Below are 7,310 nucleotides of genomic sequence, written 5' to 3'. Positions count from 1 at the left end.
GTTACCAGCATTACCACCTCGAAGCGCCCGGCTATGGCAAATGCCTAACCTACCGTGCGCAGGAAAGTCATATCGACGATACGCTCAAACCTTACGAGTGGTACCTGCGGTACGTCCTGCAGGGCTGCGAGTACCACGGTTTCGATGGCGGCTACATCGAGCGTATCCGGGGCATCGACTTCTGCGCGGACCCCGACGCCGAGCGCCACGCCAATCACATGGCTTACCTGACCAGTTCGACGTAAATTCGGGGGACAGTACATGTATGTCCATACATGTACTGTCCCCAACCTCAGCCTGAGGCGGTGTGCTGGCCGACCCCTGGCAGTGCGGGCACAATAATTCGATGTGCCATGACTTGAAACTGAAGCTCTTTCCCGCCCTGTGGCTGACCGCTCTGCTGGCAGGCTGCTCCGGAACCGGGCCGGCGCTGCCGCCAATCCCGGAGATCAATACGACCGGCATGTTGCCGCCGGTGCAGCAGCAGATCGAACAGGCGGTAAAAGAAGTTCAGGACAGCCCGCGCAACGCTGCCGCCAACGGCAGGCTGGGTGTCACGCTGCTGGCCTATGAAGAATACGACACCGCCCTGGGCTACCTGCAGCGCGCGGCAACAATCGACCGAGACGACTACCGCTGGCAGTTCTACTTCGGCTATGCGCTGGCCAAAGTGAACCGCCATGACGAATCGCTACAGCCGCTGCGGGCTGCAGCCGACCTGGAACCGGAGCTTAGCGGCATCAACATCGTGCTGGCGCAGTCGCTCGATGCCGTGGGCCGTGCTGATCAGGCACGCAAGCAATACGAGCGCGCGCTGGCAACTGATCCGGCACGTGGCGATGCCCGTTATGGTCTCGGCAAACTGCTGCAGGCGGCCGGCGATACCGATGCGGCCATCGAGCAGTTCGAACGAACGCTTGCCGATGGTGGCGACAGCGGCCTGGTGCACTACGCGCTGGCCAATGCCTATATCAGCCGCGGCGACAGCGAGAAAGCCGAGCAACACCTGCAGCTGCAACAGCGCTACAAGTCGGTGCGCATCGGGATTTCCGATCCCCTGCTACGCACGATTTCAAGCCTGAAGATTTCTGACGAACGCTACATTCGCGAAGGCAAACGCCTGTTCGATGCCGGCAAGGTCAGCGAGGCTGCAGCCCGGTTCAACAAGGCACTCGAGCTCAACCCGTCGAACAGCACCGTGCACGCCAACCTGGTCGGCATCTACAGCGTGCTGCAGCAACCCGGGCTGGCCGAAAAGCACTACCGCGCGGCAACCGAGATCGACTCCAACCTGTTCGATGCCCATATGAACTACGCCACCATGCTGTTCCAGCAGAGACGGCTGGACGAGGCAGTGGCCGCGTACCGCCTGGCCATTGATGCCGACCCGACCAACGTTGAGGCACTGGTGCGGCTGGGCTTTGCCCTCGGCGAACAAGGCAACGGCGGCGACTCGGTGCCCTTCCTGCGTCGCGGGCTGGAACTGGATGCGAACCATCCTCTGGGCAATTACCTGCTGGGCCGCCAGCTGGTGTCGGACGGCCAGCTCCGCCAGGGCATTGTTCACCTGGAACGATCGGTCACTGCCAGCCATACACGACGCAGTGCGGTTTACCTGCACGAACTGGCCAGCGCTTATCAGCTGGACAAGCAACCCGGCAAAGCACTCGAGACGCTTCAACGGGCCCGGCAGGTGGCTGCCCGGTATGGCTCAACGGCTATAAAAGATGTCATTGAAAAAGAAATTGAGGCATTGCAGGCGACCGATGACGGTTGATGGCGCCCGGACAGCGCTCGCTTGCCTTGCGTGTGTTGCCGCGCTTGGCGCCTGCACACGCGGCGGCGACAAGCTGCAACCGCTTTTTGTCGACGCGGCCAAATCCACCGGGCTGGTTTTCAATCACGTCAGCGGTGCGTCCGGTGACGATTTCCATTTGCCGTGGATCATGGGTGCCGGTGTAGCACTGATCGACTACGACAACGACGGTGACCTGGACGTCTATTTTATCCAGGGGGGCGCCATCGACGTCGCATCGCCCGGCAGCCCTTGGAATCAGCTGTTCCGCAATGAACTTGTCCCGACCGGTACGCTGCGCTTCACTGATGTCAGCGCCACGGCAGGCGTGGCGGATACCGGTTACGGCATGGGCGTAGCGGTTGGCGATGTCGACAATGACGGTAACCTGGATCTGTTCGTAACCAACTACGGTCCCGACCGGCTGTTTCGCAACAACGCTGACGGGAATTTCGCGTTAGTAGCAGGGCCGTGGAACAACATCCCGACACCGTTTTCGGCCAGTGCCTCTTTTTTCGACATGGACGCCGACGGTGACCTGGACCTGTATGTGACCGGCTACGCGGCTCTGGACGACAAGCCCTGCTTTGGCGCTTCCGGCCGGCGCGATTACTGCGCCCCCGAAATGTACCGGCCGGTGCGCGACCGGCTGTATCGCAACGACGGCGACTGGCGCTTTACCGATGTCAGTGCCGCATCAGGCATACATGCCGCACATGCGCATGGACTGGGCGTAGTCGCCGCGGATTTCACCGACGATGGCCTGCAGGACCTGTTCATCGCAAACGATGGCCGCGCCAACAGCCTGTGGATTAATAACGGTGATGGCAGCTTTGCAGAACGCGCGCTTGCAAGCGGCGTGGCGCTGAACATCGACGGCATGGCCGAGGCCGGCATGGGCATCGCGCTGGGCGACTATGACGGCGACGGCAGCGACGACCTGTTCCTGTCGCATTTCACCGGCCAGACCAACACGCTGTACCGCAACCGCGGCGGTGGCTTATTCCAGGATGTTACCGCTGCGGCCAACCTGGGCACTGCCAGCTTAGGGTTCACCGGCTTCGGTACCGGCTGGATCGACCAGGACAACGACGGCTGGCCGGATCTGTTCGTAGCCAACGGCACCGTGGCAGCGGACAGCCCGGGCGGCGTCACTGACCAGGCCGCCTACGCCCAACGAAACCAGTTTTTTCGAAACTTAAGCAACGGACAGTTCGAGGAGATTACGGGCTTTGCCAAAAGCGATGCCGGCATCCAGGTGAGCCGTGGTACCGCCTTTGGTGATGTTGATAATGACGGCGATACCGATATTGTGGTGGCCAATAACAACGGCCCTGCTGAGTTGCTGCTCAACCGCAACACGGATAGCGCCTGGCTGCGCCTGGTCCTGATTGGTACCGACTCGAACCGAGATGCAGCCGGCGCGAGGGTCGCAATTTCTATGTCGGGCGGGGCCACCCTGTGGCGCCATGTTGCCACCGACGGCAGCTATTTGAGCGCCAATGACCGTCGCGTGCATTTCGGGTTGGGCGGAGCGACAGCGATCGAACGGGTACAGGTAATCTGGCCGTCAGGCCGGCGCGAGCACTGGACCGGTATTGCCCCGCGTCAGGAATTCACACTGGTCGAGGGCTCCGGCGAGCTGCAGTAACCCCTTGAAATGTGTCGGTGGACTTTACAATGATCGTCACGATGAGTGCCTGTAAAATAATAACCCTCTGATAATATTATCTTTTTCAATATTGGCACAATTCCTGCTACTAGATTTCCGAGATTATAAAACCTAAATATTTTGGGGACATTTTAAGGTGAAGAAAATGAAATTATTCAAAGCACTGGGCGGCGCGGCCCTGCTTCTCATCGGGCAAAGTGCACTGGCAACGCCCTACAGCGAAATCGGCGATGCTGATCAGCTGCTGCCGGGTCAGGCCGTGACCGCCGGCACGACCAGCATCAGCGGCGTCATCGACGCTAACGATGCTGACCTGTACTCATTTATCTGGGACGGTGGCGACCTGACCATCGATACCTTTGGAACCGGCTTCGACACGCAGCTGTTCCTGTTTGATTCAGGCGGCTTCGGTGTCCAGGCCAACGACGATTCTGGTGGCCTGCAGAGCCAACTGATTCTGACAGGTCTCGCAGCCGGCACCTATTATCTTGGTATCTCGGCATTCAATGACGACCCGAACGACAACAATGGCGATGCCATGTTTGAGTTTGGTGCATCCGATCCCACATCAGCTGGCTTCCTGGCATCCTGGGACAACGATAGCAGCGGCAGTGGCGACTACGTCATCAACTTCAGCGCTGCCACAGGTGGCGGTACCCCCCCGATGCCGACCCCGGAACCGGGCATACTGCTTCTGCTCGGAATGGGTCTGGCCGGACTGGGCTTTGCCCGCCGTCGCGCCTGAGACGACAGTCTTAACAATAAGAAGGCCAAAAGGCCTGCCGAAAGCCCCGCTCTGCGGGGCTTTCATTTTTGCGGCATTGAAAACGTATACTGCTGAGCCATGCGGCTTGTATTCATCCTGTTAGTTACCTGCGTCGTGGCGTGCAGCAGCGACCCAACCGATTTTGTGGTACCGGACACTCCTGACGGCGACCTGCAGCCGGCCGTCTGGCAACAAGTGCAAAAAGCTGGCGACCGGGCCCGGAAGAACCCTGCTGATCCGGACGCACTTGGTCGTTATGCGATGGTGCTGCATGCGTATGGTTTCTACGAACCTGCCGCGCAGCTTTATGCCCGCGCACGCCGCATCCAGCCCGCTGCGTTCCCACAAGCGTATTTACACGGACATACCCTTCTCGCCATGGGGCGAACGAAGGAGTCGATTGCCGCCTACCAGCGTGCTGCTCAGCTAGACCCGGCGCTTGGCAGCACCGGGCTGGGTAATGCTCTGCTGGAAGCTGGCGACACCGCGTCTGCGAAAGCAGCTTTTCTGCAGGCACTCGAACACAACGAATCAGACCACAAGGCGTTGTACGAACTTGGCCGTCTTGCGCTGGCCGCGGAGGACCTGGGCGCCGCGGAACAATTCCTGTCTCGAGCAGCGGGCAGCGAGCATCCACCCGCCCAGGTGTTTTACGCCCTTGCCCAGGTTGAAAAACAAAGAGGCAATGAGGAGCGTGCTGCAAATTTGCTGCTTGAATTCGAGCAGGCAAAGCAACGTGGCGGCGGCTGGTATCACCCGCTTACCTCCAGGTTGAAAGGGCTGAGGCGCGGCGACCGGCAGCTGGTCAGCGAAGCACAACGTGCAATCAAACAGGGTGACATTCATCGCGCTATCAGGCTTAACGAGCAGGCGCGCGCTGCAGATCCGGAAAATCCACTGCCGACAGCAGCGCTGATTAATCTCTACGCTCTTGTTGGAGAGCATGAAAAATCCGAAGAGGCACTGAAAAGCGCCCGCAGCCTCGATCCGGAAAGTGCCCAGCTTTATTTCAATATCGGGTTGGCCCGGCTTTTCCAGAAGCGACTGCCGGAGGCTGAAGAAGCATTCACGAAAGTCACAAAAATTGATCCACAGGGGTCGCTGGCATGGATTCAACTTGGCAGCCTGTATGCAACGCAGGGTAAAGAAAGCCTGGCACTCGCGGCATTCCGGAACGCTCATGAGAGAGATCCGCGCAATGATGCGGTCAGACTGAGACTGGGAGTGTTGTACCTCGACAAAGGACAGCACGAGGCTGCAACAGGGTTGCTGGCTGACCCCGTCGCCACCAAACGTGGCGAGATGCAGCGCCTGCTGGCGCTGGGCCGGGCTTACCGGCTGCAGGGCGATGCCGAAACCGCTCGCAGCAGGCTTGAGGAAGCTGAGGCCGCTGCCATCGAAGCCGGGGATTCACGACTGGCGGCCGGCGCGCGCAGTGAGATCGATCAGATCGATGCTTCGGCTGACAATTAGGCTGTGCATGCTATTGGCCTTTGCCGGCTGCGCTGGAAAGAGCGAGGCGCCACTGTTCGTTGACGCGGCTGCGCAAGCCGGCCTGGAATTCATGCACGAGCCAGGCGACCGCGGCAAATTGTATATCCCTGAAATTGCCAGCGGCGGCGTGGCGCTTCTTGATTACGATTCTGACGGTGACCTGGACGTATTCTTTCCACAGAGTGGGTTTCTCGGGCCGCCAGCGATAGAACCGCCGGTTAATGCCCTGTTCGAGAACCAGCTGGAAAAAGGAGGCCTGAGATTTGCAGATGCAACGGCAGGCAGCGGGCTTGAAACAACCGGCTACTCGATGGGAACTGCCGTCGGTGACTATGATGGTAACGGCAGGCCAGATTTGTACATCACCGCATTCGGGTCAAACTTCTTCTTCAGGAATGATTCTGACGGCCGCTTTACTGATATCACCGCAACCACGGATACCGATGATCCCCGATGGAGCTCCAGCGCAGCTTTTTTCGACTTCGATAACGACGACGACCTCGACCTGTTTGTCAGTAACTACGTGTCATTCAGCCTGTCGCATAACAAGAAATGCAGGACGGCAACCGGTGAACGTGAATACTGCGCCCCGGATAGTTACGAATCTGTTCCCGATCGTCTGTTTCGCAACGAGGCCAAAGGGTTTCAGAATATATCGCGTGAGGCGGGACTAGAGCGTGCGTACGGTGCGGGTCTTGGCGTAGCGGTCGCGAATTTCAATGGCGACAGTCAACTCGATGTCTACGTTGCAAATGACGGCAAACCCAATCAATTATGGATTGGAGACGGCAATGGTTTCACGGAGCGCGGCCTGGCCAGTGGATCTGCCTACAATGCCGAAGGAATGACTGAAGCGAGCATGGGCGTGACAGCCGGCGATTTCGATGGCGATGGCGATGATGATTTGTTCATGACACACCTGCGTAATGAAACCAATACGCTCTACGAGAATGATGGCAGCGCAAATTTTGTCGATATTACTCAACGTACTGGCGTTGGCACGCCCGGCAGGCGCCTGACTGGATTCGGCACCAGCTGGATCGACTTCGACAACGATGGGCTGTTGGACTTGTTCGTAGCTAACGGAGCGGTTATCAGCGTGCCGGGCCAGCAAGGCCCCTTCCCGCTACGCGAGCCAAACCAGTTGTTTCGCAACATAGGAAACGGCTTTGTCGATGTGTCGGCAGATGCGGGCCCGGATGTCACCGTGGAGCTGGTAAGTCGCGGTGCGGCGTTCGGTGATGTTGATAATGACGGCGATACCGACATAGTCGTGGTGAACGCCAATGGTCCGGCTCAGCTGTTACTGAACCAGATCGGCAACAAGGCAAGCTGGATCGGTATCGACCTGCGTCCCGCCGGTATTCCCGGTTACCACGCTCGTGCTGCCGTTGCTGTCGGCGACAAGGTCCTTTGGCGCACGTCGCGTCGCGACGGCAGTTACCTTTCATCCAGTGATCCGCGCATCCTGGTTGGACTCGGCCGGCATGACGGGCCCGTGGACGTGCTGGTGGAATGGCGCAACCGGGCGGCCGAGGTCTGGCCTGGCCTGTCGGCTCGTTCCTATCACGCACTCACCCCGG

Annotated in this window: 6 protein-coding genes; all 6 read left to right on the top strand. The window is 59.3% G+C overall.

From position 1 onward, the window contains the following. The coding region (locus tag HKN06_13750; GenBank protein ID NNF62376.1) for a hypothetical protein at nucleotides 1-245 on the top strand (245 nt) is incomplete at its 5' end. Between the two features lie 113 nt (nucleotides 246-358). Beyond that, nucleotides 359-1,777, top strand: a complete 1,419-nt coding sequence (locus HKN06_13745) for a tetratricopeptide repeat protein (GenBank protein ID NNF62375.1) — start codon at nucleotides 359-361, stop codon at nucleotides 1,775-1,777. After that, entirely contained in the window at nucleotides 1,767-3,446 is a 1,680-nt protein-coding gene (locus HKN06_13740) for a CRTAC1 family protein (GenBank protein ID NNF62374.1), read from the top strand. The genes HKN06_13745 and HKN06_13740 overlap by 11 nt, the downstream gene beginning before the upstream one ends. A gap of 166 nt (nucleotides 3,447-3,612) precedes the next feature. Beyond that, complete coding sequence (locus tag HKN06_13735; protein ID NNF62373.1) at nucleotides 3,613-4,212, top strand: PEP-CTERM sorting domain-containing protein; 600 nt, start codon at nucleotides 3,613-3,615, stop codon at nucleotides 4,210-4,212. 99 nt (nucleotides 4,213-4,311) lie between these two features. Beyond that, a complete protein-coding gene (locus tag HKN06_13730) occupies nucleotides 4,312-5,706 on the top strand; it encodes a tetratricopeptide repeat protein (protein ID NNF62372.1) in 1,395 nt (464 codons plus the stop codon). A gap of 7 nt (nucleotides 5,707-5,713) precedes the next feature. After that, the coding region (locus tag HKN06_13725) for a hypothetical protein (GenBank protein ID NNF62371.1) at nucleotides 5,714-7,310 on the top strand (1,597 nt) is incomplete at its 3' end.

The organism is Gammaproteobacteria bacterium, from assembly GCA_013003425.1.
GTDB lineage: Bacteria > Pseudomonadota > Gammaproteobacteria > Steroidobacterales > JABDKV01 > JABDJB01.
Note: the sequence above shows the minus strand (reverse complement) of the source record. Positions and strands in the feature narration are given on the sequence as shown.